General features: G+C 65.5%; 22 protein-coding genes and 2 tRNA genes. 3 read left to right on the top strand and 21 right to left on the bottom strand.

Annotated elements, in window-relative coordinates; translation table 11 throughout:
• Window positions 1-10 precede the first annotated feature (10 nt).
• The 4 genes from AU175_RS16745 to AU175_RS16760 are packed head-to-tail and all read right to left on the bottom strand — an operon-like array spanning window position 11 to window position 5629.
• Window positions 11-2278, bottom strand: coding sequence for an ATP-dependent DNA helicase RecG (locus AU175_RS16745; protein WP_066292237.1), 2268 nt, complete (start codon window positions 2276-2278; stop codon window positions 11-13).
• Window positions 2268-3278, bottom strand: a complete 1011-nt coding sequence (locus AU175_RS16750) for a DAK2 domain-containing protein (protein ID WP_066292239.1) — start codon at window positions 3276-3278, stop codon at window positions 2268-2270. The genes AU175_RS16745 and AU175_RS16750 overlap by 11 nt, the downstream gene beginning before the upstream one ends.
• Before the next feature lie 22 nt (window positions 3279-3300).
• Window positions 3301-4347, bottom strand: a complete 1047-nt coding sequence (thiL, locus tag AU175_RS16755; protein ID WP_066292240.1) for a thiamine-phosphate kinase — start codon at window positions 4345-4347, stop codon at window positions 3301-3303.
• A 58-nt stretch (window positions 4348-4405) separates the two neighbouring features.
• A complete protein-coding gene (locus tag AU175_RS16760) occupies window positions 4406-5629 on the bottom strand; it encodes a hypothetical protein (RefSeq protein WP_156642457.1) in 1224 nt (407 codons plus the stop codon).
• Between the two features lie 338 nt (window positions 5630-5967).
• Between AU175_RS16760 and AU175_RS16765 the strand changes: the two genes are divergently transcribed.
• A complete protein-coding gene (locus AU175_RS16765; protein ID WP_066292245.1) occupies window positions 5968-6462 on the top strand; it encodes a DUF3515 domain-containing protein in 495 nt (164 codons plus the stop codon).
• Window positions 6463-6823: 361 nt separating this feature from the next.
• Here the strand turns inward: AU175_RS16765 and AU175_RS16770 are convergent, their stop codons facing one another.
• From AU175_RS16770 to leuC, 6 genes are all read right to left on the bottom strand, one after another.
• Window positions 6824-7972, bottom strand: coding sequence for a D-alanine--D-alanine ligase family protein (locus tag AU175_RS16770; protein ID WP_066292247.1), 1149 nt, complete (start codon window positions 7970-7972; stop codon window positions 6824-6826).
• A gap of 2 nt (window positions 7973-7974) precedes the next feature.
• Window positions 7975-9027 carry an NAD(P)H-dependent glycerol-3-phosphate dehydrogenase gene (locus tag AU175_RS16775; RefSeq protein WP_066292249.1) on the bottom strand — a complete coding sequence of 351 codons (1053 nt, stop codon included), beginning with the start codon at window positions 9025-9027 and terminating at the stop codon, window positions 7975-7977.
• Window positions 9024-9845 carry a lysophospholipid acyltransferase family protein gene (locus AU175_RS16780; protein WP_066292250.1) on the bottom strand — a complete coding sequence of 274 codons (822 nt, stop codon included), beginning with the start codon at window positions 9843-9845 and terminating at the stop codon, window positions 9024-9026. The genes AU175_RS16775 and AU175_RS16780 overlap by 4 nt, the downstream gene beginning before the upstream one ends.
• Window positions 9846-9855: 10 nt before the next feature.
• Complete coding sequence (gene murA / locus AU175_RS16785; RefSeq protein ID WP_066292252.1) at window positions 9856-11181, bottom strand: UDP-N-acetylglucosamine 1-carboxyvinyltransferase; 1326 nt, start codon at window positions 11179-11181, stop codon at window positions 9856-9858.
• Window positions 11182-11364: 183 nt separating this feature from the next.
• Window positions 11365-11967 (bottom strand): 3-isopropylmalate dehydratase small subunit, encoded by a 603-nt coding sequence (gene leuD, locus AU175_RS16790; protein ID WP_066292255.1) that lies wholly within the window; start codon window positions 11965-11967, stop codon window positions 11365-11367.
• 9 nt (window positions 11968-11976) lie between these two features.
• Window positions 11977-13431, bottom strand: coding sequence for a 3-isopropylmalate dehydratase large subunit (gene leuC, locus AU175_RS16795; protein WP_066294345.1), 1455 nt, complete (start codon window positions 13429-13431; stop codon window positions 11977-11979).
• Between the two features lie 113 nt (window positions 13432-13544).
• Here leuC and AU175_RS16800 point away from each other — a divergent pair, with 113 nt between their 5' ends.
• Both AU175_RS16800 and AU175_RS16805 read left to right on the top strand, forming a co-directional pair.
• Window positions 13545-14264 carry an IclR family transcriptional regulator gene (locus tag AU175_RS16800; RefSeq protein ID WP_066292257.1) on the top strand — a complete coding sequence of 240 codons (720 nt, stop codon included), beginning with the start codon at window positions 13545-13547 and terminating at the stop codon, window positions 14262-14264.
• 38 nt (window positions 14265-14302) lie between these two features.
• Window positions 14303-14854 (top strand): DUF1697 domain-containing protein, encoded by a 552-nt coding sequence (locus AU175_RS16805; protein WP_066292258.1) that lies wholly within the window; start codon window positions 14303-14305, stop codon window positions 14852-14854.
• 77 nt (window positions 14855-14931) lie between these two features.
• Here AU175_RS16805 and AU175_RS16810 read toward each other — a convergent pair whose 3' ends face one another.
• From AU175_RS16810 to AU175_RS16860, 11 genes are all read right to left on the bottom strand, one after another.
• Window positions 14932-16548, bottom strand: a complete 1617-nt coding sequence (locus AU175_RS16810) for a GTPase (protein ID WP_066292261.1) — start codon at window positions 16546-16548, stop codon at window positions 14932-14934.
• Window positions 16545-18347, bottom strand: a complete 1803-nt coding sequence (locus AU175_RS16815; RefSeq protein WP_197497165.1) for a dynamin family protein — start codon at window positions 18345-18347, stop codon at window positions 16545-16547. The genes AU175_RS16810 and AU175_RS16815 overlap by 4 nt, the downstream gene beginning before the upstream one ends.
• A 97-nt stretch (window positions 18348-18444) precedes the next feature.
• Window positions 18445-18520 (bottom strand) — tRNA-Glu (locus AU175_RS16820).
• 131 nt (window positions 18521-18651) lie between these two features.
• Window positions 18652-18723, bottom strand: a tRNA-Gln gene (locus AU175_RS16825).
• A gap of 152 nt (window positions 18724-18875) precedes the next feature.
• Window positions 18876-19616 (bottom strand): HAD family hydrolase, encoded by a 741-nt coding sequence (locus AU175_RS16830; protein WP_066292264.1) that lies wholly within the window; start codon window positions 19614-19616, stop codon window positions 18876-18878.
• Entirely contained in the window at window positions 19616-21130 is a 1515-nt protein-coding gene (gltX, locus tag AU175_RS16835) for a glutamate--tRNA ligase (protein WP_066292267.1), read from the bottom strand. Before gltX ends, AU175_RS16830 begins: the two co-directional genes overlap by 1 nt.
• A 109-nt stretch (window positions 21131-21239) precedes the next feature.
• Window positions 21240-22016: a fumarylacetoacetate hydrolase family protein gene (locus tag AU175_RS16840; RefSeq protein ID WP_066292274.1), complete on the bottom strand. Its 777-nt coding sequence runs from the start codon at window positions 22014-22016 to the stop codon at window positions 21240-21242.
• A 41-nt stretch (window positions 22017-22057) separates the two neighbouring features.
• Complete coding sequence (locus AU175_RS16845; RefSeq protein ID WP_066292277.1) at window positions 22058-22861, bottom strand: MBL fold metallo-hydrolase; 804 nt, start codon at window positions 22859-22861, stop codon at window positions 22058-22060.
• Window positions 22862-23001: 140 nt separating this feature from the next.
• Window positions 23002-24114 (bottom strand): branched-chain amino acid aminotransferase, encoded by a 1113-nt coding sequence (locus AU175_RS16850; RefSeq protein ID WP_066292279.1) that lies wholly within the window; start codon window positions 24112-24114, stop codon window positions 23002-23004.
• Window positions 24115-24225: 111 nt separating this feature from the next.
• The gene (locus AU175_RS16855; protein ID WP_066292281.1) at window positions 24226-25278 is read right to left on the bottom strand and encodes a 3-isopropylmalate dehydrogenase; all 1053 of its coding nucleotides are present in this window, start codon (window positions 25276-25278) and stop codon (window positions 24226-24228) included.
• A 46-nt stretch (window positions 25279-25324) separates the two neighbouring features.
• Window positions 25325-25957 carry a class F sortase gene (locus AU175_RS16860; protein WP_331711958.1) on the bottom strand — a complete coding sequence of 211 codons (633 nt, stop codon included), beginning with the start codon at window positions 25955-25957 and terminating at the stop codon, window positions 25325-25327.
• Window positions 25958-26163 lie beyond the last annotated feature (206 nt).

The following is a 26163-nucleotide window of genomic DNA, read 5'->3' on the forward strand; positions in this document are numbered from 1 at the left end:
TTGCGCCGCGTTATCCGCGTTCAAGGAACGCCTCCTTCTCGGGGTTAAGGTATTCGTCGATGGCTTCGGCCAGTTGGGGATGGTGCAGCAGCGATGGGTCCGAACCCACAATTTTTTGGGCGTCGTCACGTGCTCTGGCTATGACATCCTCATGCTCCAGCACCCTGAGGAGTTTCAGCGTGGACCGGCCGCCGGACTGCGAGGCGCCCAGGATGTCCCCTTCGCGCCGCAGCTTCAGGTCCTCCTGCGACAGCTCAAACCCATCGGTGGTGGAGGCCACGGCGTCCAGCCTGCGCCGGCTCGGATGGCCCGGCTCCAGGGTGGTCACGAGCAGACAGGTACCGGGAAAGCCGCCGCGGCCAACGCGCCCACGAAGCTGGTGGAGTTGGGAAATACCGAAACGGTCGGCGTCGAGGATGACCATGAGCGTCGCATTGTGGACATCGACGCCCACCTCGATCACCGTTGTGGAGACTAGGAGCCTTGTCCGGTTGGCCGTGAATTCAGCCATGGCTGATGACTTTACAGAGGGGTCCTGGCGGCCGTGAAGGGGAGCCAACGGCACGCCGGCCAGTGCCGGCTCCTGCCGGAGATTCTCGACGACGGCTGTTACCGATGCGAGTTCTCGGGCCGGGCCATCCTCTTCCAGGTCCGCCGCGGTGGGTTCCGTTTCCCCGGGACTGAAGTCGCCGTCGTCGTCCGTTCCGATCTTTGGGCAAACGACGTAGACCTGGTGTCCGGCGTCGATCTCCTCCCGGGAACGGGACCAGATGCGGCCGGCCCAGCCAGGATTCTCGGCCAGGCCCACGACGTGCGTGGAGATGGGGGCCCTGCCCGCGGGCAGCTCATCAAGCACGGACGTTTCAAGGTCTCCGAAGACAGTCATTGCTACCGTCCGGGGAATGGGCGTGGCTGTCATGACCAGCAGATGCGGGGGCTTGTTTGCCTTCGACCGCAGGGCATCGCGCTGCTCGACGCCGAACCTGTGCTGCTCGTCCACCACGATCAGGCCAAGGTCGTAGAAGGACACATTGCCGCTGAGCAGGGCGTGGGTGCCGATCACGATTCCGGCTGTTCCGGAGGCGGCGTCCAGCAATGCCTGCTTGCGGGCCGCTGTGGGCATGGACCCGGTGAGGAGGGTTACCTGGACGGCGTCGTCGCCTAGTCCTCCAAGCAGCCCGTCCCGGGACAGGGGACCCAGGGTCCGCCTGATGGATTCGAAGTGCTGGGCGGCCAGGACTTCAGTGGGTGCCAGGAGGGCGGCCTGGCCCCCGGCGTCCACTACCTGCAGCATGGCCCGGAGCGCCACGACCGTTTTTCCCGAACCCACTTCGCCCTGCAGCAGCCGGTTCATGGGGCCGTCCTGGGCGAGCTCGGTGGACAGCGTCTTGCCGATGGCCGCCTGGCCGGCAGTCAGCGTGAACGGGAGTTGCCGGTCGAAGGCGGCCAACAGGCCGTCCGGTATGGGTCGCCGCGCGGTGGCCTCCTCGGCCGCCAGCTGCGCACGCCGCCTGGCCAGCGCTGATTGCAGGACCAACGCCTCCTGGTAGCGGAACCGGTCCCGTGCCCGCTGCCAGTCCGCCGTCGACTCCGGTGAGTGGATCAGCCGGTACGCATCAGCGACCGGCAGGAACTTTTCACGTGCCGCAACAGCTGGCGGAATCGGGTCCGGCAACGCGTCGAGGTCGGCTGTTTCGAGCAGCGCGGCGACAACCTTCTGGATGGCCCAGCTGGTGAGTTTGCCTGTAGCCGGGTACACCGGGATGGGCATCTGGGCGAGTGCCTCCGGATCCTTTCCCTGTGTGAAAGGATCCTCGTCCAGCAGGAGGAAGTCCGGGTTGGTGAGTCCCAGCAGCCCACCATAGCGTGTGACCTTCCCGGAGAACAGGGCCCGCCGTCCCTGCAGGAGCTCCGCCTTGGCGCGGTAACCGTTGAAGAAACTGACTTTGAGCGTACCCGGGACTTTGCCGCGATAGTCGCTGCCACCCACCATCCGGAGCCCCGGCGTCCCGTCGTCGTCCGAGATGACGACGTCGGTGATGGTGCCGCGGCGTGCCTTCATGGAACGGGTGCTGTTGGACACGACCCTGGCAATAAGGGTGACATCCTCATCCAGGGGGACCTCGCTGATGGGCGTCAGTTCACCCCGGTCCAGGTATCGGCGTGGAAAGTAATTCAGCAGTGCGCCGACGGTGGTCAGGCCAAGGTGTTTTTGAATGACGCCGGCGGAACGCTTGCCGACCAATCGTTCCAGGCCCAGGTCGAGTTCAGAGCTCATGCCCACTGGAGTTCACCGGGTCGGCTTTGCTCTCGCGGGGCAGGGCGAGCTCACTGACCGTGATCTGTGTGGGTTCACCCAGGGAACGGATGAGCCGGACGGCAGGTTCGGCGTCCGGTACGTGGACGTGGACGCGCCAGCGGTAATTGCCGTCTGCCTCCGCCGCACTGCCCACTTGGCTCATGATGACGGATTCCCCGATCTCATCCAGGCGCTGCCGCAGGGTGGCGGCGTTAAGGGGGGACAGGCTGATGGTGCACATTACCTCAACACCGTCGTCGTCAGGCATGCTCGTGTGGATGTGCGGGTCCTGGACGTCGTAGCCGTGCAGCCCGTCGAGGAGCTCGCTTTGGAGTTCCTCCCCCAGGACGGCGGACCGGAGGCAGTCCAGAATGAGGAGCATGCCCACACCACCTGCGTCTACGACGTGCGCGGCCTGTAGGGCATCCAACTGGCCCTCCGTGCGGATGACCGCCGCCAAGGCACCTTCAACCGCGGCGTCCAGCGACAGGCCAAGGGCGTGGTTGCTGTCGTCGCCGTTTTGCCCGGCGTCCACCGCGGCGGCGGCACGGGCGGCAGCTTCCATGACGGAGAGCATAGTCCCGGGGACGGGGTCGCTCAACGCTGACCAAGCCCGGATCTGCGCCCTGTTGAGGGCGGCGGCGAGCAGGGTGGACGTCAGCCTGGTGTGACCGGCGAGCGGCTCTGCGGCAGCGCACAGGAAGACGGAAAAAAGTGTGCCCGAATTGCCCCTGGCCTGTTCCAGGGCGGCCTGTCCGGCGGCCGCCAGGACTGCCCCGACGTCCGTCTGGGCAGCATCCGGCTGGCGGGAGTCCACATTGGTGTTGGCATCGCCGTGGACCGCCTGGGCTGCGGCCCGGACGGTGAGGTACAGGTTAGTGCCGGTGTCGCCGTCTGCCACAGGGAAGATATTGATGGCGTTAAGGCGGTCGCTGTGGTTGCCCAGGGCAGTTTCGGCTTTGCCCAACCATCGCTTCATCGCTTGCGCGTTGGCGGCAACCTTAGTGTGCAAAGTGATCCCATCCCCCGGTGTCCGCGGTGTGGCCCGCTATTTTGATGCCCGGGTTGTCGTTATCTCCCAGGGCCTGTACTGAGCCTATCGCAGTGAATCCGGGAGGCAGCTGAACAGTGGGAGGGAATGTGGCCAGCAGGCCGTGGTCCTCTCCACCCGACAGTACCCAGTCCATGGGGTCTGTGCCGAGGAGGTCCGACGCCGGTTCCAGCCCTTCCTCCAAGTCCTTAAGCGCCTGCGGATCAAGGTCAAGGATGACCTTGCTGGCACGTGCGAGGCGGGTGCCGTCCCGGAGCAGCCCGTCGGAAATGTCCAGCATCGCCGTTGCCCCGCCGGACCGGGCCAGCGGACCGGCGGCGAGTGGAGGCAAGGGCCTGCACTGAAGGGTTACAAGGTTCCGCTGTTCCGCGGTCAGCGAGTCAATGCCTGTGTCCGATTCCAAAAGCGCGAGTCCGGCGGCCGCCCGTCCCACCGTTCCGGCAAGTGCCAGCACGTCCCCAGGGCTGGCACCCGCCCTCAGCACGGCCTTTCCACCGCTGAGGGTGCCGAGCACGGCGACGCTGACGGAAATTTCCCGGCCACGGCCGAGGTCGCCTCCGGCAACGGAACAGTCTTCGGCGCCCAGGTTCAGGATCCCGGCTGCCAGGCCATCTGCAAGGTCCTCCACCCAGCTGACCGGTGTCACGGCCGGAAGGGTGAGGCTGACCACCATGGACGTGGCTGTTGCCCCCATGGCATTGATGTCGCTGAGATTCTGGGCAGCGGCCTTCCAGCCCACGTCGAAGCCGGTGGTGCGGTACCCGTTGGGCCATTGAAGCCGGAAGTCCTGGTCCTGCACCTGGGTGTCGATGCTGATGACCGTCCTGCCATCCGGTGCCGCAACGATCGCGGCGTCGTCCCCCGGGCCCAGCAACGTGGCTGCGGCATGGCGGCTGTCCGACGCCAGGCGGGGAAAGATCCGTGCCAGCAACTCAGCTTCTGACAGGGTGGCGACGGCGAGGGGAGGCTCAGGAACGGTCAATAGTTTTTCACGCACCCCACTACGCTACAGCGAGGCACGGACACCCGGGGCAGGGAATGGGGCTGCCTGGGAATCAAGGCGACGTCAGTTCCCGGCAGGCGATCTCGACTTGGGCGAACTTCCACCCGGCAGGCGCCACTGGCACGCTCGCGCTTGCCGGGGGCGCATCAGCTTCGCAGGCTGCGCGGGCATCGGCAACGCCGGCAGCCCAGGAGGGACCCGCCTGGCGCGCGGTGGACGCCGGGAAGAAACTGACGAGGAGGAACGCGACGAACATCCCGGCGACCGCAAAGGAGGCCCTCCGGTTGAGATGGTTCTTTTCAAGGGCGGCCCCAACGGCCAGCGGCAGCAGAAGGAGGAGAAACATCGCCGGGGCGGCGGCGTAACGCATGTAGCCAAACCCGTTGGCCCAATCAGCTTCGGTGTACTGCGAGTAGCTGAACATGATCCTGCTGCTCACCAGCACCGACGTCGCCCAACAGACAATCGAGGCTCCGACTGCGCCAACAGCAGCCACCTTCAGCCATCGGCTGCCGACGATCAGGGTGTAAACAAGGAGTACAAGCACCAGGAGGCAGGGGATAAAGAGCGCCCAAGCACCATGAGCGATGATTGTCGAGGCCAGGACCCTGCTGTCAGCCTGCCAAGTTGAGCCGATGGGCAACAGGCCAAAGCCCAAAAGCACAGACATGGCGTCGACTGGGTGGTAGTTGACATCATCGCTGATTCGCGGCGAGACCAGCGTAGTCACAATCTGCAGGCCCAGGCCCAGCACCAAGCCGGCGGGGGCGGAAAAATTTCGCCGTCGGACCACAGCCCATAGCGCCAGGGGCAGGAACATGCCCGTAATGATCTCGCTGGCGGCCACGGCCAGGACCGCAAGGAACTGAACCGTTCCTGCTGCACGCGATTTCGGACGATGGAGCAGCAGCCATGGCATGAGCCAGAGGAGGTACCAGTGAAGGTTCGCGGCGTTGCCCAGGACCTCTTTCGGCCCGACTGGAAGAAGGACCGGGATTGCCGCAATCATGAGCCTCGCTGGCAAGGGCTCTACAACCGAACGTGAAAGGTGGAAGGATGCCAGCCCAATGACCGCCACCGCGAGGCAGCTCAGGAATGAGATGGCCACAGCGTAACCCTGGACGGGTACGACCGCATGGGCAAGGCTCACCAGCGTCCTGGGAATGATGTGAAGGTATCCGTCGTACGGCAAGAAGATGCTCTGCAGGTGCCCATGCCTCAGCACGTCACGGAGGAAAATTCCACCGTCCTCCGCCCAGACCGTCTGCTGAGCCATGGTGGGAAGGCGCGCCCAGGTCAGCATTCCGAGGGAAGCCCCCAAAACAGCCCACAACAGTATCCTGAGACCGCTGGTGGGCCATGGTTTCGGTGTTTGCCCTTCACGGGGCGCCAATCTGCGGGGAACGCCGGCGGCAATAGCATTTGTCATTTGGACACAAGCTTATCGCCCGGAAAATCGACCGAGTCACTTGGGCACACCAGGCAGCAGCCTTCCCAGGTCTCGGTCCAGCCGGTACCCAGAGCCGGAGCAGGGGGCAGCGGCGTCAACTGGCGCCCCTGCCGCTAAACCGAGATGATGGGGACATGCTCCCCGCTCCCCCGTACGCGCTACCCATGCCCGCGCGATGGGCCAAGGTCCTTGGCGCATTCGCCATCTTGAGTGCTTCCCTCGCGTTGACCGCGTGTTCGCCTGTGGTCGACGTCACTGCGGCACAGGATGCGGCCAACCCCGCCTGTGCGCCCATGATGGTGGCCCTCCCCGATGCCATTGGGGATGCCGGCCTGCGGAAAACCAACAGCCAGGCGACCGCTGCGTGGGGCGACCCCTCCCAGGTGATCCTGCGCTGCGGAGTCAATGTTCCGGGGCCTACAACTGACCGGTGTGTCAGCGTCAACGGCGTCGACTGGGTCATCAAGGAGGGGGACACCGCCTGGACGCTGACTACGTTTGGCCGGGAACCGGCGACCGAGATCCTCCTGACGAAGGATCAGGAGACTGTCAGCTCCGCAACAGTCCTCGCTGACCTGTCGGCTGCCGCCGCAAAGATCCCCGCTGCCCGGGACTGTGTGGGCCAGGAAGAGCTGCAGAACCTGCCGGCCAACGGTTAGGGTGCCTGTGGTGGGCCCACGCCGGCAGGGTTCCCTGGCCGAAGCGGAGCGAGGTGAGGGTGCCTGTGGGGGGCCCACGCCGGCAGGGTTCCCTGGCCGAAGCGGAGCGAGGTGAGGGTGCCTGTGGGGGGCCCACGCCGGCAGGGTTCCCTGGCCGAAGCGGAGCGAGGTGAGGGTGCCTGTGGGGGCCCACGCCGGCAGGGTTCCCTGGCCGAAGCGGAGCGAGGTGAGGGGGCCTGTGGTGGGCCCACGCCGGCAGGGTTCCCTGGCCGCAGCGGAGCGAGGTGAGGGTGCCTGTGGGGGGCCCACGCCGGCAGGGTTCCCTGGCCGAAGCGGAGCGAGGTGAGGGTGCCGGTGGGGACTACCTCAGCCCTGTCTTCCGGTGCAGTGCCAGGTAGATGAGCTCGTCAATGAGCTCTGCATAGTCAAGTCCCGAAGCCGCCCACATCTGGGGGTACATGCTCTTCGGCGTGAAGCCGGGCATGGTGTTGATCTCGTTGATGATCAGTTCGCCCTCAGGGGTGTAGAAAAAGTCAACGCGGCTCAATCCCTCGGCCCCCACGGCGTCAAACGCCACAGCAGCCAGCTCACGCACGCGGGCGATAGCTTCCTCGGGGATGTCGGCCGGGCAGCTCAGCGCGGCGGCGTCATCCTCGACATACTTCGCGTTGAAGTCGTAGAACTCGTGCCCTCCCCCTGCTACCGAGATCTCACCCGGCATGGAGGTCCGCGGCGCAGCCGTTCCACGACCTTCCAATACGGCGCATTCGATTTCGCGGCCCACTATGCCTGCTTCGATAACCAGCTTAAGGTCGTGGCGGCGGGCTTCCTCGACGGCGGCATCAAGTCCGTCCAGGGAGTCCACCTTGGAAATTCCCATGGAGGATCCTGCCCTGGCGGGCTTCACGAAGACGGGGAACCCGAGGCGGTCCACCTGCTTGCGGACGGATTCAGCGTCCTTGAGCCATTGCCGGTCGGTGACCGCAATGTAGGGCCCCACATGGAGGCCCGCCCCCTCAAAGACCACCTTCATGAAATGCTTATCCATGCCAACGGCGGAAGCGAGGACGCCGGCCCCCACATAGCGGGTGTCGGAAAGTTCCAGGAGCCCCTGGATGGTGCCGTCTTCCCCGAACGGACCGTGCAGCAGCGGAAATACGACGTCGACGGTCCCAAGTTCCTGCGGCACTTCGTTGGGTGCGGCGACGATCAGCTGGTGTTCACCGCCGATCTCGGCGAGCGTCACCGTTTCGGACGACGGCGGAACTTCCGGCAGCGACGTCGCGGACAGTGACCACTGGGCGGTGTCCGCGGACGCAAGAACCCACTGCCCCGACTTGGCGATGCCAATGGGGATGACCTCGTATTTGTCCTTGTTGATTGCGCCAAGTACTCCTGCGGCGGTCACGCAGCTCACCGCATGTTCGCTGGACCGGCCGCCAAACAGCACGGCCACCCGCGGTTTGGCGCCGGTGGAAGAAGCCGAGGCGGTCAGGTTGTCTTCGGACATCGTCAGTAATCGCCTTCAGGTTTCAGTTCCCGGGCCAGCAGCAGCGGCCCCAGTTGGTCAACGGACAGTTTGCCGGCCAGGACGGCAACAACGGCAGCGGTGATCGGCATCTCTACGCCGAGCTTGCCGGCCAGTTCGTGCACGGCCTGGCCGGACTTGATCCCTTCCGCGGTCTGGGTCATTTTTTGGGCCACCTCATCCAGGGTCAGGCCCTCCCCCAGTAGCCTGCCTGCGGTGTGGTTCCGCGACAGCGGCGAGGAGCAGGTGGCCACCAGGTCGCCAAGCCCCGCGAGGCCGGCCATGGTCTGGGCCTCACCGCCGAGGGCGAGGGCCAGCCGCGAGGTTTCAGCCAGGCCCCGGGTGATCACGGAAGCCTTGGTGTTGTCGCCCATCTGCTTGCCCTCGCAGATTCCGACAGCCAACGCGATGACGTTCTTGACGATGCCGCCGATCTCCACGCCCACGACGTCGGCTGTGGTGTACGGACGGAAGTAGGGCGCAGTGCAGCTCCGTGCGATCCATCCGGCAGCAGCGGAATCGGCGCAGGCGACCACTGACGCCGTCGGCTCTTCGCGGGCAATCTCCAGTGCCAGGTTCGGACCCGACACCACGGCGATGCGGTGGGCGGGGATGCCGAGTTCCTGGCTGATGACCTCGCTCATCCGGGCGTCGGTATCAAGCTCCAGCCCCTTCATCAGCGAGACCACCGTGGCCTGATGGTCGATTAGCGGCTTCCATTCGCGGAGCTGGAGCCGCAGCGACTGCGCAGGCACAGCCAGTACTACCAGGTCGGCCCCTGCCAGCACCTCGCCCACGTCTGTCGAGGCGGTGATGCTCTCCGGCAGGGCAATGTCCCTGAGGTATTGGATGTTCCGGTGGATGCCGTTGATCTGCTCCACCACTTCGCTGCGCCTGCCCCATATCCTGATCCGCCGCTCGTCGCCCGCAGCGGTGGCGGCGTCGGCGAGGATCTTGGCGAAGGTGGTTCCCCAGGAGCCGGCCCCCAAAACCGCAACGGAGCGGGCGGAACCGGGGCGGAGTCCGTCACCGGTCACGTAGCGCCCGCCTCGTCGTCGGCCTGCCTGTCCGCTGCACCCGCGGTTTCGGCGGCAGGGCCGGGACCTGCAGCCCGCCCGCCGCGCTCCACAAAGCGGCCGTGCTTCGCTTGCTTGTTTTTGGCGGGATCCCACCGTTCCGCGGGCGGCTCTTCGTTGCGGATTCCTGCGAGCAGCGCTGTCACGGCGTCCATGATCGCCTCCGTGGCAGCCGTCAATGTTGCCTTGTCCAGCGGACGGCCAGTGTAGGCGCTGAGGTCCACCGGATCGCCCACCACAACCCTGGAGGTCTTGCGGGGGAAGATATGGAAACGTTTGGCGTAGCGCGGGAAGACTTCGTGGGCGCCCCAGTGCGCGATCGGCACTACGGGAATGCCGCCCTCCAGCGCAAGCCTGGCCGCACCGGTGTGGCCTTTCATGGGCCACAGGTCCGGGTCCCGGGTCAGGGTGCCTTCGGGGTAGATGATGATCGCACCGCCTTCGGCGACGATCTCCTGGGCTACCTGCAGCGAACGGTTGCCTCCGCCCGTCGAGCGTTCCACCGGCACCTGCTTGGTGGCACGCAGCAGCCAGCCGAGGCCTGGCACGTTGAACAGGGCTGCCTTGGCGAGAAAGTGCGGTGCCCGGTTGTTGTTGTAGAGCATATGGCCCACAACGAGGGGATCAATTTCGGTGCAGTGGTTGGGCGCGGCGATGAAGCCGCCGGCGGGGAGCTTTTCAGTCCCTTCCCATTTTTTGCCCATCATCACGGTCATCAACGGGCGGACCACCAGGGCGATGAAAACGAATGTGGCCCTGCTCTTGGCCGATTCCTTCACGTTGGTACCGCTACTTCGCCGTGGTGATGTCGAAATCGGCACCAAGTCCGGCCAGCTTTTCGGTGAAGCGCTCGTAGCCGCGGTTGATGATATCGATCCCCGTCACCCGGGACGTTCCGGTGGCGGCAAGTGCCGCGATCAGGTGGCTGAACCCGCCGCGAAGATCCGGCACGTCGATGTCAGTCCCCTTGAGCTGGGTGGGGCCGGAGATGACGGCCGAGTGGAGGAAGTTACGCTGGCCGAACCGGCACGGCACACTGCCCAGGCATTCGCGGTGCACCTGGATGCTGGCGCCCATCCTGATCAGCGCGTCTGTGAATCCGAAGCGGTTCTCATAAACGGTCTCGTGCACGATGGAGACGCCCTCAGCCTGGGTCAGGGCCACGACGAGCGGCTGCTGCCAGTCCGTCATAAAGCCGGGGTGCACATCCGTTTCCAAAACCAGCGGGCTGAGCTTGCCGCCCCGGTGGTAGAAGCGGATGCCGTCCTCGCCGATGTCCATGCCGCCGCCCACCTTCCGGTAGGTGTTGAGGAAGGTCATCATGTCCCGCTGCGAAGCACCTTCGACGAAGATGTCGCCGCGGGTCACAAGTGCGGCTGATGCCCACGACGCCGATTCGTTGCGGTCGGAGAGGGCGCGGTGGTTGTAGCCGCCGAGGTCGCGGACGCCTTCGATGCGGATAGTGCGGTCCGTTTGGACGCTGATGATGGCGCCCATCTTCTGCAGCACGGCGATGAGATCGATGATCTCCGGTTCCGTCGCTGCACCTGAGAGCTCAGTGATGCCTTCGGCGCGGGTGGCGCTCAGCAGCACCTGCTCGGTGGCTCCAACGGACGGGTACGGCAGGGAGATCTTGGCGCCGTGCAGCCCTTTGGGTGCGGAAATGTGAATGCCGCCGGGGCGCTTCTCGACTACTGCACCAAATTGGCGCAGGACGTTGAGGTGGTAGTCGATGGGCCGGTCGCCGATTTTGCAGCCGCCCAGGTCAGGAATGAAGGCCTCACCGATCGCATGGATCAGCGGTCCGCACAGCAGGATAGGGATCCGCGAATCGCCGGCGTGGGCGTCGATGGCGGTGCTGGGGGCGGTCTTGGCCGCCTTGGGATCGAGCGTCAGGTCACCGTTGACGGGATCCTTGGCCACGGTCACCCCGTGCAGCTGCAGGAGGGAGGTGACGACCTCCACATCCTTGATCTCCGGAACGTTCCGCAACACCGAGGGTTCGTTGCCCAGCAACGCCGCCACCATGGCCTTGGGAACAAGATTCTTGGCCCCACGGACGCTGACGCGGCCTGTAAGCGGGACTCCGCCGCGGATTGTCAGAACACTACTCATATACCGGTTTCCTTACGATTACTCGCCCCCAAGTCCTTGCAAAGGCTCCAGCTAAGCATAGGAGGTCGCGTTACCGATCCGAAATACGCGGGCGCCGCCGGAAGGGCGTGGAGGGCCCGCGTGGTGTCCTCTGTGGCCCCAGCTTCGGCTGGCCCGGCCTTCTGGTCAGGACGGACGGGCCTTTCAGGACAGGCGGGCCGGGAGCGTTTTCGGCATGAAAGGGGGACGTGTGGCTTCGTAGGCGGTGATGTCCTCTTCGTGCTGGAGCGTCAGGCCGATGTCATCGAGGCCTTCGAGCAGCCTCCAGCGGGTGTAGTCGTCGATCTCGAACGGCGCCACGATGTTGCCGCAGACCACGGTCTTGGACAGCAGGTCAACGGTGACCTCCGTGCCCGGAGCGTTTTCGAGCTCTTTCCAGATCAGCTCGATGTCGTCCTGGGCGAGCTCGGCGGCCAGCAGGCCCTGCTTGCCGGAGTTGCCCCGGAAGATGTCAGCGAACCGTGACGACAGGACGGTCTTGAAGCCGTAGTCCTTCAACGCCCAGACGGCATGTTCGCGGGACGAACCCGTGCCGAAGTCCGGGCCTGCCACCAGCACGGAACCGGCATTGAACGGTGCCTGGTTCAGGATGAAGGCGGGGTCCTTGCGCCAGGCGGCGAAGAGTGCGTCCTCAAAGCCGGTGCGGGTGATCCGCTTGAGGTAGACGGCCGGGATGATCTGGTCCGTGTCCACGTTGCTTTGACGCAGCGGGACACCGATGCCCGTGTGGGTGGTGAATTTTTCCATGGCGGTCTCCTAGGCTGCGTCGGTGCGGATGGCGGCGGATTCGGGGGCCGGATCAAGGTCCGACGGCGAACTCAGGGTGCCGCGGATGGCTGTGGCTGCTGCCACAACCGGCGAGACGAGGTGTGTGCGGCCACCCTTGCCCTGCCGGCCCTCGAAGTTGCGGTTGGAGGTTGAGGCGCAACGCTCTCCCACTTCCAGCTGGTCCGGATTCATTCCCAGGCACATCGAGCAGCCGGCAAAGCGCCACTCGGCGCCGAAATCCTTGAAGACCTTGTCCAGGCCCTCGGCTTCGGCTTCCAGCCTGACCCGTGCCGAGCCCGGCACCACCAGCATGCGGATGTTGGGGTCCTTCTGGCGGCCGCGGATAATGTCTGCTGCGGCGCGGAGGTCCTCCATCCGCGAATTGGTGCAGGAGCCGAGGAAGACAGTGTCCACACGGATTTCCTTCATCGGCGTACCGGCAGCCAGTCCCATGTACTGCAGGGCGCGCTCCGCGGCAGCTTTGGCGTTCTCATCACCGAAGTCATCCGGGGACGGCACGGAAGCGGAGAGCGACACGCCCTGGCCCGGGTTGGTCCCCCAGGTCACAAACGGCTCCAGGGTGTTGGCGTCCAGGTCCACTTCGACGTCGAAGGTTGCGTCCTCGTCCGTCCGCAGGGTGTTCCAGTACTCGACGGCGGCGTCCCACTCTGCACCCTGAGGGGCGTGCGGGCGCCCGTACATGTAGTCGTATGTGGTCTGGTCAGGAGCCACCAGCCCGGCGCGCGCGCCGGCCTCGATGGACATGTTGCAGATGGTCATCCGGGCGTCCATGGAGAGGGCACGGATGGCCGAACCGCGGTATTCCAGGACGTAGCCCTGGCCGCCGCCGGTGCCGATCTTGGCAATCACGGCGAGGATGATGTCCTTGGCAGTAACACCCGGACGCAGGGTGCCCTCGACGTTGATGGCCATGGTCTTGAACGGCTTCAGGGACAGGGTCTGGGTGGCCATGACATGCTCCACCTCGGAGGTGCCGATGCCCATCGCGAGGGCGCCGAACGCACCGTGCGTGGAGGTGTGTGAGTCGCCGCAGACCACGGTCATGCCGGGCTGGGTCAGGCCCAACTGCGGGCCCACAACGTGGACGATGCCCTGCTCGGCATCACCGAGGGAGTGCAGCCGGACACCGAATTCAGCACAGTTGTTCCGGAGCGTCTGGATCTGGGTACGGCTGGTCAGGTCGGCGATGGGCTTGTCTATGTCCAGCGTGGGAGTGTTGTGGTCCTCGGTGGCGATGGTGAGGTCCGGCCGGCGCAGCCTGCGTCCGGCCAGCCGGAGGCCTTCGAAGGCCTGCGGAGAGGTCACCTCGTGAACGAGGTGCAGGTCGATGAAGAGAAGGTCGGGCTGGGCGTTGGCTCCTTCGCCGTCGCCTTTGCGCACCACGTGTGCATCCCAGACTTTCTCGGCCAGTGTCTTTGCCACGGCCATCTCCCTTCACTGCTGTTTGGCTGTTAAGGTCCACTGAATCAGGGTGGCTGTGCAAATCGCCAGCCGAAACATTTGCATCTCAGATATTGAGACGGCAATATCATTACATGGACAATTCTAGTGGAGTCGGTGTCATTGATAAAGCGGCCCATGTGCTTGACGCACTGGAGGCCGGGCCCACCACCTTGGCGCAGCTTGTGGCTGCCACAGGCCTCGCCCGGCCCACTGTCCACAGGCTAGCCCTGGCCCTGGTCCACCACCGGCTGGTCAGCCGCGACATCCAGGGCCGCTTCGTGCTCGGCAGCAGGCTCGTTGAGCTGGCCTCCGCCGCAGGCGAGGACCGCCTGATCGCCTCCGCCGGTCCGGTCCTGATGCAGCTCCGCGACGCCACGGGCGAGAGTGCCCAGATTTTCCGCCGCCAGGGTGACTGGCGCGTCTGCGTTGCGTCCGCGGAGCGCCCCATCGGCCTTCGGGACACCATCCCGGTGGGTACCCAGCTCTCCATGAAGGCCGGCTCCGCGGCCCAGGTCCTGCTCGCCTGGGAAGACCACGACCGTCTCCTGGAGGGCCTCCAGTCCGCCCGCTTCACCCCCACGGTCCTGGCCGGCGTACGACGGCGGGGCTGGGGCCAGAGCCTCGGCGAACGCGAGCCGGGCGTCGCGTCCGTCTCTGCACCCGTCCGGGGGCCGTCCGGCCGCGTGATTGCAGCTGTTTCCATCTCAGGCCCCATCGAGCGCCTGACCCGCCAGCCGGGCCGGCTGCACGCCGAAGTGGTGTGTAATGCAGGCCGGATCCTCACGGAAGCGCTCCGCAAGAACAACGACTAACGGCTACGCCCAGAGCCCGCCACAACTAGGCTGTCGGCATGAACAGCTACGCAGTCTTCCTCCGCGGCATCAATGTGGGCGGGATCAACATCAAAATGGCAGATCTCAGGGCGGCCCTTGAGTCCAAGGGCTTTGAGGGGGTTAAGACCCTGCTTGCCAGCGGCAACGTGGTGCTGGCCAGCGAACTGGAACCCGCCGCCGTGAAAGAGGACTTCGAGGACTGCCTCCGGAAATCTTTTGGCTATGACGCGTGGGTGGTTGTCCTGAGCGCACAGCGTGTGTCCGAACTGGTGGACGCATGCCCGTACCCGGAAGACGACAAGACGACGCACACCTACATCACGCTGGCCTCAGACCCCGCCAGTCTTGATGAACTGGACGCCGCCGGGGCGGCACTCGACGGAGCGCAGCAAAAACGGCTTGGGCCAGAGGCCTTGGCGTGGCTGGCTCCCGCCGGAGGCACGCTGGACAGTCCCTTCAGCAAGATTGCGTCCAAGCCAAAATTCAAGGCAACCACCACTACACGGAACCTGCGCACCCTCATCAAGGTGCGGGACGCCGCTGCTGAACATCCGGCAGCCAACAGCTAGGCTGCCGGCGCCTGGAGGCAGCGGGCATGTCCCATGGGGTTTAGCCCTGCCCGCGGGTTCAGCCAGGTCCTTTGGGTTCAGCCTGCCCCGGCTGTCCTCAGCGCGGCATTGAAGGCAGCGAGCCTGCTTATTTCCACTTCGACAGGTTCCACCACGAGTTCCTGGACCACCGCGGCCACTGCAGCGTTGAGCCTTTTTCGGGCCTTAGCCGCACGGGCGTTAGCTGCAGCCGCAGCGATGAACCGGCCGGTGATCGCCAGGAAGATTCCCAAGCCCACTCCCAAAGCGATCATCAGTGTGGGCACTGGCCATCCTTCGACCCGGGGGACCTCCGGCACCGGCATCTGGAAATAGCCCAGGGCCGCGAGCCCGCCGAGCCAGCCGAGGCCTGCCACCACCGTAAGCAGCGCCAGCCACTGCACCACGTTGAACACGGCCCACCACCACGAATTTCGGTTGGCGGCCAGATCCGTTCCCGCAATGGCCTGGTCCAGGGCGTCAGGCAGGCGTTCCCTGCCCTCCCGCGCGGCGCCCCGGATGGCGGCCCGCCACGGCCCGGGCGCGCCCACACTGGCGGCGTCCGCGAATTCCCGTACCGCCGCATCCGCCCTGGCACGCTCGGGCGCACCGGCGGGCGGCAACGATGTCCGGTTCAGCTCAGATGGCGCCGCACTCCGGAGGTTGAGCCGGCGCAGCGGATCCGGCCGGAACCTGGAAAGCCAGCGCGTCACCGGCCAGCCTGTTCGCTTCACGGACTCAAGGCGGTAGGACTGGCGAACTGCCCGGACCACCACCGGCACGTTGGCTGCAACCGCCAGCTCATCAGTCAGCCGGGTCTTTGCTGCCGGCCGCACCCCCGCGGCTTCGCCCGCGCCGGAGACGCCGCTCAATTCCGCGGAGGCCTTGGTGAGGTCGGCAGCGAGGCGCTGCGACTGGGCCTTACGCTTCACCGCGACGCTTCGGATTGCCGCGCGGACCGCGTCCACTCCTGCCCCGGTCAATGCGGAGGCCGCAAGCACCTGGACCCGGGCAAGCCCGTCCCGGGCAAGGATGGACCTCAGAGATTCGAGCACGGGCTGCACATCATCCTGCGGCAGACGGTCCACCTGGTTCAGGACCACCAGCGTGACGGCCTCGTGGGAGGCCAGGCGTGTCAGGAAGTCGTTGTGCACAGCAGCGTCAGCATACTTCTGGGGATCAAGGACCCACACCAGGACATCCACCAGGCCGACCATCCGCTGAACCACTTCGCGGTTGGACGCCTTGGTGGAATCGAAGTCCGGCAGGTCCAGGAGGATCAAGCCGGTTTCCTCATTGGCAAAGCCGTCTACAGCTGCGGCATGATGCCGGTTGCGGACCTCCAGCCAGTCCAGCAGGGGTTCGCTGCCCTCGGCTCCCCAGACCCCCGCCAAAGGTTCCGATGTCGTGGGGCGGCGGGCTGCCGCCGTCGCGATCTCAGCACCGCTGACCGCGTTGAAAAGGGAGGACTTGCCGCTGCCTGTGGCACCGAAGAATCCCACCACCGTGTGGTCGCCCGAAAGTGACCGCCGTGAGCTGGCACGCTCAAGCACGTTGAACACTTCCTGGAGGGAGTTATCGGGCAGGACCCCTTCACCGAGTTCACGGGCGTCGCTGAGCGCCTGCAGCCGGCGGTCAAGCCTGGACGAATTCCGGGAGTCACTGTGGCGGCTCATGCGCTGTCCGCCAGCCGGGCCAGCGAGCCGGCATGCGCGGCAAGCGTCCCGGGGGAGGCTTCATCACGCGCCGGCAGCCGGGAAAGGAACTTCTGCCGTTCGTCCTGCAACAGCCGCTGACAGCGGGCGTGAAGGTCCTCCCTCGCCTTTTCAGCCATGCGACGGACGGCATCCTCACCGAAGACGGCCTCGAGCAGCCTCTGGCCTACGACGGCGGTTCCGCCCGCCACACCGACCTCCAGCCCGGTCAGTCCCGCCGTCATGGAAAACACCACAATCATCAGGGCGGCACCGAGCCCGTTGATTCCAAAGGACAACCACCGTGCCTGCGTCCGCTTCCCCTGGCCCTCAGTGCGGATCAGGTCCATCAGTGCTTCCTGCCAAGCCCGGATCTCAGCCGCCGCCCGTTCCTCGAAGCCGGGGGTTGTTCCGGACAGGTCCTCGGACCCCAGGAGCTGGCGGCCCGCGGGATCGGTACGCCAGCGCTGGTCCGTATCCTCAGCGGCGTTGGCAGCCTCATCAACTATGACGGCCTGCAAACCTGTTTCTATGGCCACTTCCACCCTCACGGCCGGGGCCGGTTCGCCACGGAAGAAGGCGCCCATCCGGTCACGGAACCGGCCGACGTTCTGCTCCAGGGTCCGGAAGAACTCCCCGGTGCCTACGAAGTCCTGCCAGCGGGCAAGCACTTCCCCCCGCAGGAGCGCGCCGTCCTTCGTGGAATCGAGAATGCGGCCGGCGGCATCGCGGTAGGAGGTGACAGCAGCGGCCTCAAGGTTGTCCGCGGCGCGCTGTTGATCACGTAGGGCCTGGGCCAGTGCAGCAACACGGCCGGCCAGCGCCCTGATGGTCCCGTTGAGTGTGCGTCGGGCGATGTCGGAACGGCCTGCGGCGTCCGCGGCCAGCTCCCCCAACCACGAACGCAGCGGGAGGACCGTGGAGGCAGGGAGCATGCCCAGCGGGTCCAGCATGGCCTCGGGAATGATGAACAGTTGCGCGGCGGCCAGTCCCTCCCTGTCCAGGAGGTTGCGCAGGTCCTCGCTGACTTCTGCTTCCGCCTCCGGCGGCACCCGGTCCAGAACCACGGCCACCATGATGTCCCGGGAGGCCGCATTCAGGAGCAGCTTCCACGGCACGGCGTCGGCGTAGCGGTTGGCCGTTGTGACAAAGATCCAAAGATCGGCAGCGGCAAGAAGTTGGGCTGCGAGCTTCCGGTTGTCGTCGGAGATGGAATCGACATCGGGGGCGTCCAGGACTGCGATTCCCGCCGGCACCGCCGAATCAGCCACTAGAACAAGGGAAGACATGGCTCCCGGGTCCGGGATGGCGCCTGCGCGGCTGGCGGGCACCTGGCTGTTGGTTACGTATCCGCGGATCCGGCTCAAGCTGGGCAGCACACGCTGGCCTTCAAACCATGCCGCCTCCGAGGGGTGATGCAGCAGGATGGGCTGGCGGGTGGTGGGGCGGATGGCCCCGGATCGGGTCACTGGGTGGCCCACGAGACCGTTGACCAGCGTCGACTTGCCGGCACCGGTGGAACCTCCGACGACTGCCAGGAGCGGGGCATCGAGGCTGCGGTACCGAGGAAGAATGTAGTCATCCAGTTGGGCTACGGCCTGGCCGAGCTCGCGGCGTGCCTGCTCAGCGTCCGGCAGGGCAAGCGGCAGTGCTGCGGCCGCCAGGTCAGCGCGCACTTCTTCCAACAACGCCACTGCTGCCAATCCAGGCGCCGCCGGCTGCGAATGAAGCGGGTCGTTTTGCTCGTTCCGGGAGGTCACAGCAACATCATGCCAGTTCATTCGAGGCCCGGTACCGTTCCGGCGGGCTCCGGCAATGCAGGCCCTGGATCATCAGCACAACAAAAATGGTCCCGGGCATCAGCCCGGGACCATTCCTTGGTGACCCCAGCGGGATTCGAACCCGCGTTACCGCCGTGAGAGGGCAGCGTACTAGGCCGCTATACGATGGGGCCGCGTACTTCCTTGAACCGCATCTCTGCCGTTCAGGCTAAGTGAGTATTTCATACACCCAGCCACTGTTTCAAATCGGCTGAACCGGCTTGAAACCCCTGATTTTCCGCAGGAATCCGTGGATTTATCAGAGCTGGGATACCAGGACTCGAACCTAGAATGACGGTACCAGAAACCGTAGTGTTGCCAATTACACCATATCCCAATGGAACTTTCGGGCCGGATCCGCAGGTCTAAACCAGCGCTCCCGGCGCCTCAGCACGAGTAATTACTTTACCCGAGACTTTTCCAGCGCACAAATCGGTCAGCGGTTATGTGGGTCACACCTGGCCGACGGCGGGGACATGCCTGCCGGGGTCAGGCAATTAACCCATTGAGGGAAGTGACTTCGTGGCCTGCATAGCCCTGCCGGGGCTCCCCCACCCTGTTGAGCCACACTCCCAACAGTCCAGCCGCCGTCGAACCCTCCGCGTCCAGCATCCGGTTGTCTCCGACGTACAGGGTGTCCGCGGGGAGTGTGCCAAGGAGGCGGACGCCCTCCAGGTAAATCGCCGGCTCCGGCTTGGCCACGCCAACAGTGTCGGTGCCCACCAGGCGTTTGATCCGGTCCAGGCCGGCACCGTCCAGCTTGGCCCGCTGGTAGTCGTGGACGTTGTTGCTCACGGCGCCATAGGGAATACCGGCAGCATCAAGGGCGTCGAGGATTGGGACAACGTCCTCGAAGGCCCTGACATAGGAGGGCTGGAGGCGCCCGTAGGCGGACAGCCACTGGTGCGCCTCCTCGCCGTCAGCGAGGTCCACGCCGAAGTGCCCCAGGGCCGCGCGCCCGCGGAGCAGCCTCTGGTCGTTGAACGTCAGCTCACCGGCCAGGTAGCGGTCGTAGTAGTGGGTGGTTTCGTGGGTGAAGATCCTGCCGAACCGGTCCCACCCGGCCTGATCCAGGCCGGGCAGGAGGTGCTCGCTGACCTCGCGCAGGGCTGTGGTCATGGCGTACTCGAGGTCCACCAGGGTGTCGTCTATGTCGAACAGGACTCCCCTGATGGTGCCGAACGGCGTCCTCAAGGAGCCGTCAGCCAGCTGGCCGGGAGACGTCGCCATCAGCCGCGGAAGGTGCGGAGCCGGGCAAGGGAAGAGTCCTTGCCGAGGATGACCATCGACTCGAACAGGGGCGGCGAGATCCGGCGTCCGGAGATCGCGGTGCGTACGGGACCGAAAGCCAGCCGCGGCTTGATTCCCAGGTCCTCCACGAGGGCCTGCTTCAAGGCCGTCTGGATGTTCTCCGGGTTCCAGTCCTCGACGGGCTCCAGTGCCGCAATGGCAGCGTCCAGGACGTCGGTGAGGTTCTCCGGCAGGCCCTTTCGGGCGTCGTCGGCGATGTCGATGGCATCGTCGGCTTTGAAAAGGAAGCCGAGCATCTCCGGCGCCTCACCCAGCAGCGTGATGCGTTCCTGGATCAGGGGTGCGGCTTCAGTGAGGATTTCCTGCTGGCGTGCCGTGGGCTGGTCCCCCACAAAGCCGGCAGCCTGCAGGTACGGGACCAGCCGGTTCCGGAAGTCTTCCGGGTTGAGCATGCGGATGTGGGTCCCGTTGATGGCCTCCGCCTTTTTGATGTCGAACCGCGCCGGGTTGGCGAGGACATCCTGGACGTCGAAGTATTCGATCAGCTGGTCCACGGTGAAGATGTCCTCGTCGGCAGAAAGGCTCCAGCCCAGCAGGGAGAGGTAGTTCAGCAGGCCTTCGGGAATGAATCCGCGGTCGCGCAGGAGGAACAGGTTGGACTGCGGGTCACGCTTGGACAGTTTCTTATTGCCCTCCCCCATCACGTATGGGAGGTGGCCAAAGAGCGGCAGGTAGCTGGCGACGCCGATTTCCATGAGGTAGCGGATCAGCACCACCTGGCGGGGGGTTGAGGAAAGGAGATCCTCGCCGCGCAGCACGTGCGTGATCCCCATCAGGGCGTCGTCCACCGGGTTTACCAGCGTGTACAGCGGTGAACCGTCGGCGCGGACAATGACGTAGTCCGGTATGCTTCCGGCTTTGAACGTTATGTCGCCCCGGACCAGGTCGGTGAAAACGACGTCCTCGTCAGGCATCCGGACGCGCAGTACAGGCTCGCGGCCCTCGGCCTTGAACGCCGCGAGCTGCTCTGCGCTGAGTTCACGGTCGAAGTTGTCGTAGCCCAGCTTGGGGTCACGGCCGGCGGCACGGTGGCGCGCCTCGACTTCCTCCGGGGACGAGTAGCACTCGTAGGCGTAGCCGGCATCCAGGAGCTTGGCTACGACGTCCTTGTAGAGGTCCAGCCGCTGCGACTGCCGGTACGGCTCGTGCGGGCCGCCGACCTCCACGCCCTCTTCCCAGGTGATCCCCAGCCACTTCAGGGCCTCCAGCAGCTGCTGGTAGCTCTCTTCCGAATCGCGTGCTGCATCCGTGTCCTCGATGCGGAACACAAACGTGCCCTTGGTGTGCTTGGCGTGGGCCCAATTGAAGAGGGCCGTCCGGATCAGGCCAACGTGCGGCGTTCCCGTGGGTGACGGGCAAAACCGGACCCGCACGGGGGTGTCGGCGGTAACAGACGGGATGGAGGCAGAGTTCGACGCGGAAGCAGTAGTCATAGTGGCTCCAACTTTACCGCCTGCCGAATGTCCTGCCGCCTCCCGCCCCGGCACCCGTCGGCGGGCGTGCACTACGGCTGTCTGGACGGAAGATTGGCCGCGCGAATGGTCAGCGGCGCACGACGGGGTTGGACAGGCGTCCGATCCCTTCGATCTCCACCTCATACCGGTCCCCGGCCTGCACCAGGCCAACACCGGCCGGTGTTCCGGTCATGATGACATCGCCGGGCAGCAGGGTGAATGCCTGCGACACGATGGACACCAGTTCCCGGACGCCACGGATCATCTGGCTGGTGCTGCCGTCCTGCCGCAGCTCGCCGTTGAGCCGGCCCTGGATCTGTAGGTCCTCGGTGTCCAGCTCGGTCTCAATCCACGGTCCCAGGGGCGCTGAGGTGTCGAAGCCCTTGGCGCGCGCCCACTGCAGGTCCGTCTTTTGGACGTCGCGGGCGGTGAGGTCGTTGCCGCAGGTGTAGCCGAAGATGACGTCGTCGACCCGTTCTTCCGGGACGTCCTTGCAGATGCGGCCGATGACCACGCACAGCTCGGCTTCGAAGGAGACCTCTTCGGAGAACTCGGGTAGTACAACGGGGTCGTTCGGGCCCACTACCGAGGTGTTGGGCTTCAGGAACAGCAGCGGCTGGGCGGGTACCTCGTTGCCGAGCTCATGGGCATGCTCCACGAAGTTTCGGCCGACGCCGATCACTTTGCTGCGGGGAATGATGGGCGCGAGCAGGCGGACGTCTTCGAGCTTGTGGTGGACTGCCGTGCGCTCCACGCCGTTGAAGAACGGGTCACCGTGGATGACAGTGATTTCCTCACTGCCTGGCTGGCCCTCCACAATGCCGTAAAGGGGATCAGAATCGACTACAAACCTGGCGATACGCATGGTTCCCAGCCTACAGTCTCCTGCCCGGGTGGCCGGCAGCCTCAGCCGTCGGCGGCGCATCCACGGAGGTAGTCGAGTTGCGCCGCAACAGACATTTCCGCCGCGCGCCGCACTGAGGGTCCGACGTCGGAATACACTGCGTCGGCGACGTCGCCGACGGCGGCATCGCGGCCCAGCCGGTCCAGCGCCGACCGGATCTGGTCCAGCCGCTCCTGGCGGTGGCTGCGGTAGGCACGGACGATCGCCTCCAGGGAAGGCAGCACCGGACCGTGGGCCGGCAGGACCGTGGCGGCCCCCAGAGCCTCAAGCCTGTCCAGGGAAGCCAGATAATCGCCGAGCGTCCCGTCAGGGTAATCCAGCATGGTGGTGCCGCGTCCCAGGACCGTGTCACCGGTCAGGACAGAACCCTGCGGGCCGTCGGCGGGGAGGTGGAAGCACACGGAATCGGAGGTGTGCCCGGGGGTGACCAGGACCCGGATGTCCAGGCCCGCTGCCCGGATGGTCCCACCGTTGACCAGCGGAGCCCCGCCGCCATGGCAGTGGGCGGGGTCGGCGGCCCGCACCGGGGCGCCCGTCAGCTCATGCAGCCTGGCTGAACCGGCGGTGTGGTCAGCGTGCCGGTGCGTGACAAGGATAAGTTCGAGGCGGCCGGCCGCCGCAAGCGCCTGGAGATGGGCTTCGTCGGCGGGGCCAGGGTCCACCACGACGGCCTCCGGGCTGCCGGCGGCCCGCAGGACGTAGGAATTGGTGCCCTCCAGGCTCATTGGCCCCGGGTTGGGAGCCAGAATGAACTGCGTCAGGGCAGAACTGCGCAGCAGGACGGGGCCGGAAGCTGAAGTCACCATCCCATCTTTGCACCGACAGCAGCACGGCCAAATCCGACGTGGCCACAAAGAACGACGGCGACTGCCCGGCACCATGCCCAACCTGGAGCACTCGCCGGCCAACCGCCGTCGTACTTTTCTTTACTGTGCTGTATGCCCGGCTAGGCCAGACGGGTCAGCCAGCCGTGGGTGTCCGGGACCGCGCCGGTCTGGATGCCCAGCAACTGCTCCCGGATGGCCATGGTGGTCTCCCCCGCCTTGGCGTCGTCGGAGCCGATGAACTCCGTGGCGTCCTTGAGCACGCCGATGGGGGTGATGACGGCTGCGGTGCCGCACGCAAACACCTCCGTGATCTCACCGGAGGCAACGCCGTCGCGCCACTCGTCCAGGGTGATCTTACGTTCGGCAACTTCCCGTCCCATGTCTTTGGCAACCTGGATGACGGACATCCTGGTAATGCCTTCCAGGATGGTGCCGGTAAGCGCGGGAGTGGCCAGGGAGCCGTCCTTCATGACAAAGAAGACGTTCATGCCGCCCAGCTCTTCAATGGCGTCGTCATTGAACTGGTCCAGGAACAGCACCTGCTTGCAGCCGTTGGCCTCGGCCTCCTGCTGCGCAATGAGCGAGGCCGCATAGTTGCCGCCGCACTTTGCCGCACCGGTGCCGCCGCGGCCAGCGCGGGCGTACTCGCGGGAAATCCAGATGGAGACGGGCTTCAGCTCGCCGCCGAAATAATTGCCGGCCGGAGAGGCAATGACGCGGAACGACACCTCCCGCGCCGCCCTGACACCGAGGAAAGCCTCGGTGGCGATCATGAACGGGCGCAAGTAAAGGGCCTCGCCGTCGCCGGCGGGAACCCATTCCTTGTCCGCCAGGACCAGCTCGCGGATGGCGCCGAGGAAGTACTCCGCCGGAAGCTCCGGCAGGGCCAGCCGGCGGGCCGACTTGTTGAGGCGGGCGGCGTTGGCCTCCGGGCGGAAGGTCCAGATGGAACCGTCCGCGTGGCGGTAAGCCTTGAGTCCTTCGAAGATCTCCTGCCCGTAGTGCAGGACCGCAGCGGACGGATCCAGCGAGATAGGTCCGTAAGCCTCGATCCGGGCGTCGTGCCAGCCGCCCACACCATGCTCGTCGACGCTGTAGTCGACGACGGCGGTGTGGTCGGTGAAGTGGTTGCCGAAACCTGGGTTTGCCAGGATGGCTGCACGCTCTTCAGCTGACTTCGGGGTGGCCGAGGGCTGCTGGTTGAATTCGACGCCATGGGCAGTCTGAGTCATGGTTCCTCCACGATCGGCTGCCTGTGGACGTGGTTCATCCTTGAACCCCAGGGCAGCATTTGGTGATTCGAAACTAGCTTACGCCGGTTAACCGAGCCGCAAGGGCACGGCCTACAGCGATGCAGCGATGGCATCCCCAACGGCACTGGTGGTGCGGGAGCCGCCGTCGCGGTTTTCGACGTCGGTAATGACCGCCGCTTCGATCTTCCTGGCCGCCTCGGTGTAGCCGAGGTGGTCCAGCAGGAGGGCCGCTGACAGGATGGCGGCGGTGGGATCCGCCTTCTGCTGCCCTGCGATGTCCGGGGCGGATCCGTGGACGGGCTCGAACATGGACGGAGCGGTGCGGTCCATATTGATGTTGCCCGATGCAGCCAGCCCGATGCCGCCGGTAATGGCTGCGGCAAGGTCAGTCAGGATGTCGCCGAAAAGGTTGTCCGTGACGATCACGTCAAAGCGTGACGGGTCGGTAACCATGAAGATCGTGGCGGCATCGACGTGCAGGTAATCGTGGGTCACCTCAGGGAATTCCTTGGCCACAGCCTCGACCGTCCGCTTCCACAGGTGGCCGGCGAAGACGAGGACGTTGTGCTTGTGTACGAGCGTGACGTGCTTGCGTTCCCGGGCACTGGCACGGCGGAAAGCATCACGGACAACACGTTCTACGCCATGCGCTGTGTTCAGTGAGACCTCGGTGGCTACTTCGTGCGGCGTGCCGCCCCGCAGCGTGCCGCCGTTGCCGACGTAAGGGCCCTCGGTTCCCTCCCGGACCACAATAAAATCGATGGTTCCGGGGTTGGCCAGAGGGCTGCCCACGGTGCCAAAGAGCCGGGACGGCCGCAGGTTGACGTAGTGGTCAAGGCTGAAGCGGAGCTTGAGCAGCATCTCCCGCTCGATGATGCCGGACGGAATCCGGGTATCGCCGGGGGCAGCACCTACAGCGCCGAAGAGGATCGCGTCGCGTTTCCGAAGGTCCTCAAGGACCTCGTCCGGAAGGGTCTCACCGGTAGCCAGCCAGTGCTCGGCGCCGAGCTTGTAGTGGTGCTGCTCGAGGTCGACGCCCTCGGCGGCAACGGCCTTTTCGAGGACCTTCAGTGCCTCGGCAATGACCTCGGGGCCGATGCCGTCGCCGGGAATGACAGCGAGATTAATGGTGGATGCGCTCATACTCCAAGAATATTAAGGGATCCGTATGCCGGACAATCAGTCTCAATTATTGAGACGACAGGACCGGCGAAGCCACCACCACCACGTTGGTCCCCCAGAGATCGTCCGTGTAGCAGGAAATGAGGACCAGCCTGTTGGGTACCACCTCCCAAATGGGGCTGTCCTTCAATCCGGACTTGACGTAGGTGGTGACCGAGTCCACGCGGTAGGCCAATTCTCCGGTGCCAGTGTAAACAGTGAGCAGGTCACCCGCCGCCGCCTTGGTACTCAGCCGGTTGAACGGTGCTTCCTGGTCCTGCCAACTGTGGCCGGCCACGTACGTGGTGTTGACCGAGCCTTCTCCCGGCACCCCGTAGGGCGTGAGCCAGTAGCCGTCCATGGTGGGTGGGGGAACGATGGTCTGGGTGGCCTGGTCTGCACCACTTGGCTCCAGCGGATGGACCACAACGTCGATTTCCGCCGCGGGGTAGACGAGTCTCTGGGGCGGCGCGGCGGAGGGACCTGCCGGGACCGGAACGCTGGCGGTCTCCGACGGCGTCGGGGTTGGCGTGGACGGTGCGGGAGCCGCGGACGTGTGCTGCACCGCCACGCCGGTCACAGCCCCCGGTGGGCTGCCCGGCCCGGCAATCACTGGAAGAAGGGCGAAAGCCAGATAGCCAAGAATGCCGCAGAGCGCCACGAACACTATGCTCCTGGCACTGAAAATCCTCCTCCCGTGCCCGGCTGGCCGCACAGGTTCCACCTGATCCTGTGAAGCGGTTGCCGTTGATTGCCGGGACTGGTCGCTCTCCATGGTGCCCCTCACTGGTGTCGGAACTTACCTGGCTTGCCGGCAGCGTCTTGCGGGCGGCTACTCCCGCTGCTGCGAGCAGCATCATTGCCAGG

The sequence above is a fragment of the Arthrobacter sp. B6 genome (assembly GCF_001663775.1).
Classification (GTDB): domain Bacteria; phylum Actinomycetota; class Actinomycetes; order Actinomycetales; family Micrococcaceae; genus Arthrobacter.

Coding starts and splice junctions, on each gene's coding strand:
- AU175_RS16855 (WP_066292281.1), bottom strand. CDS start 25,278: ATGAGCGCATCCACCATTAATCTCGCTGTCATTCCCGGCGACGGCATC.
- AU175_RS16840 (WP_066292274.1), bottom strand. CDS start 22,016: ATGCGTATCGCCAGGTTTGTAGTCGATTCTGATCCCCTTTACGGCATT.
- AU175_RS16765 (WP_066292245.1), top strand. CDS start 5,968: ATGCCCGCGCGATGGGCCAAGGTCCTTGGCGCATTCGCCATCTTGAGT.
- gltX (WP_066292267.1), bottom strand. CDS start 21,130: ATGACTACTGCTTCCGCGTCGAACTCTGCCTCCATCCCGTCTGTTACC.
- murA (WP_066292252.1), bottom strand. CDS start 11,181: ATGAGTAGTGTTCTGACAATCCGCGGCGGAGTCCCGCTTACAGGCCGC.
- AU175_RS16750 (WP_066292239.1), bottom strand. CDS start 3,278: ATGAAGCGATGGTTGGGCAAAGCCGAAACTGCCCTGGGCAACCACAGC.
- AU175_RS16770 (WP_066292247.1), bottom strand. CDS start 7,972: ATGTCCGAAGACAACCTGACCGCCTCGGCTTCTTCCACCGGCGCCAAA.
- AU175_RS16815 (WP_197497165.1), bottom strand. CDS start 18,347: ATGAACTGGCATGATGTTGCTGTGACCTCCCGGAACGAGCAAAACGAC.
- AU175_RS16810 (WP_066292261.1), bottom strand. CDS start 16,548: ATGAGCCGCCACAGTGACTCCCGGAATTCGTCCAGGCTTGACCGCCGG.
- AU175_RS16845 (WP_066292277.1), bottom strand. CDS start 22,861: ATGGTGACTTCAGCTTCCGGCCCCGTCCTGCTGCGCAGTTCTGCCCTG.
- AU175_RS16760 (WP_156642457.1), bottom strand. CDS start 5,629: ATGGCTCAGCAGACGGTCTGGGCGGAGGACGGTGGAATTTTCCTCCGT.
- leuD (WP_066292255.1), bottom strand. CDS start 11,967: ATGGAAAAATTCACCACCCACACGGGCATCGGTGTCCCGCTGCGTCAA.
- AU175_RS16805 (WP_066292258.1), top strand. CDS start 14,303: ATGAACAGCTACGCAGTCTTCCTCCGCGGCATCAATGTGGGCGGGATC.
- AU175_RS16800 (WP_066292257.1), top strand. CDS start 13,545: ATGGACAATTCTAGTGGAGTCGGTGTCATTGATAAAGCGGCCCATGTG.
- AU175_RS16745 (WP_066292237.1), bottom strand. CDS start 2,278: ATGAGCTCTGAACTCGACCTGGGCCTGGAACGATTGGTCGGCAAGCGT.
- AU175_RS16850 (WP_066292279.1), bottom strand. CDS start 24,114: ATGACTCAGACTGCCCATGGCGTCGAATTCAACCAGCAGCCCTCGGCC.
- AU175_RS16830 (WP_066292264.1), bottom strand. CDS start 19,616: ATGGCGACGTCTCCCGGCCAGCTGGCTGACGGCTCCTTGAGGACGCCG.